This window comes from Mycobacterium sp. TH-M116, assembly GCF_057473685.1.
In genome coordinates, this window is the sequence record NZ_JBYCLC010000229.1 from 1 (window position 1) to 1,623 (window position 1,623).

2 protein-coding genes and 1 pseudogene are annotated in these 1,623 nt (G+C 67.8%); all 3 read right to left on the reverse strand.

The window, feature by feature from the left end; genetic code table 11:
- The coding region (locus AC2VOK_RS11565; RefSeq protein ID WP_428900593.1) for an FAD-dependent oxidoreductase at positions 1 to 318 on the reverse strand (318 nt) is incomplete at its 3' end.
- Positions 319 to 504: 186 nt separating this feature from the next.
- Complete coding sequence (locus tag AC2VOK_RS11570; RefSeq protein WP_428900594.1) at positions 505 to 1,233, reverse strand: TetR/AcrR family transcriptional regulator; 729 nt, start codon at positions 1,231 to 1,233, stop codon at positions 505 to 507.
- A gap of 73 nt (positions 1,234 to 1,306) precedes the next feature.
- Positions 1,307 to 1,623 (reverse strand): annotated as a pseudogene (locus AC2VOK_RS11575) (class 1b ribonucleoside-diphosphate reductase subunit alpha); the annotation flags it as partial.

Sequence of the window (1,623 nt, forward strand, 5' to 3'; positions counted from 1 at the left end):
GCGGCGCAGCCCGTATTTGTCGGCGACTCCCTTGAGGTAGTCCCAGATCTCGGGCTGATACGAGAAGGGGTTGCGCCAGTCCGGCTTGGGCTCGAACGAAAAGGAGTACAGGTGCGACGGGATGTCGCAGGCGCACCCGGGGTAGCTGTTGTCCCGCCAGGTGCCGCCGACGTCGTCGGCCTTCTCCAGGATTGTGAAGTCCACGCCCCGCTGCGCCAGTGTGATGGCCATTCCCAGACCGGAGAAGCCGGTCCCGATGATCAGGGCGCGCGTGTGCACCGGCCCCTGCGCCGCCGGAGTGGGCTCGGCAATGGTCATGCTGCGATCCTTCCTGGGAACGCTGGTACCGGGTACTTGCTCCACCCAGTCTGTCGGGCGGGCGGGGGGCTGTCAACGCAGGTTCGGGTAGCCTTTGGCGTTCGGCGCCCGGCCACGCCCGCCGCCGACCGAGCGCTGCCCGTCTCGGCGGGCCGCGGTGAGAATTCCGGGAGCGGATAGCGGCGCTCAGCCGGCGGCGGGCTTGGCGGGCACCACGTCGTGGATCGGCCGGTCGGGATCCATCAAGATGCCGAGCGCCTCGGCGGTGCCGACGATGACTCCCACCATGATCGTCGTCAGGTGGGCGACGAACTGGTCACGGGGCATGCGTAGCGGGCTGTCCGCGTCGGGACCCAACCACCACTCGGTGGCCGAGGCGGCCGACCCGAAGGCCGCGTGCCCGGCCAGTTCCACCGCCGCGTGGTCCAGTTCCATCTCGCGCAGCTCGTCGTCGAACATGTCGGCCACGGCCAGCGTGATACCCCGACCCTCGTCGAGGATCTGGGGGCTGGCCGCCGAGCGGCCCTGGATGAAGACGCGCCACACGTTGGGGTGCCGGTCGACGAGATCGACGTACTCCTCGACGGCACGCCGGATCACCTCGCGGGCCGCATCGTTTTTCACGTCGATCGACGGCACGATGCCCGCCCACAGCATGTCGAGCAGGCGTTCGCCGACCGCCTGGAACAGGTCGGCCTTGTCGTGAAAATGCCGGTAGATCTTCGGTTTGGCGGTGCCGGCCTCCTCGGCGATCTCGCGCACGCTCAGCTCGGGGCCCAGCCGGTCGATGGCGCGGATCGCCGCGTCGACGATCTCGCCGCGCACCTTCTCGCGATGCTCGCGCCAGCGTTCGCTGCGCGCGTCGACCTTGGCCCCGGGCTTGACGCTGGGGTGAGGTCGAGGAGGTCGAGGCATTCTCACCACGTCACGCACCATACCGCGTTGCGGCGGCTGACCTGGGCGTCGTGGCTGACCGGCGCTGCAGGTCCTACAGCATGCAGGACACGCAGCCCTCGACCTCGGTGCCCTCCAGCGCCATCTGGCGCAGCCGGATGTAGTAGAGCGTCTTGATCCCCTTGCGCCAGGCGTAGATCTGCGCCTTGTTGACGTCGCGGGTGGTGGCGGTGTCCTTGAAGAACAGCGTCAGGCTCAACCCTTGGTCCACGTGCTGGGTGGCCGCGGCGTAGGTGTCGATGATCTTCTCGTAACCGATCTCGTAGGCGTCCTGGTAGTACTCCAGGTTGTCGTTGGTCATGTACGGCGCCGGATAGTAGACCCGGCCGATCTTGCCTTCCTTGCGGATCT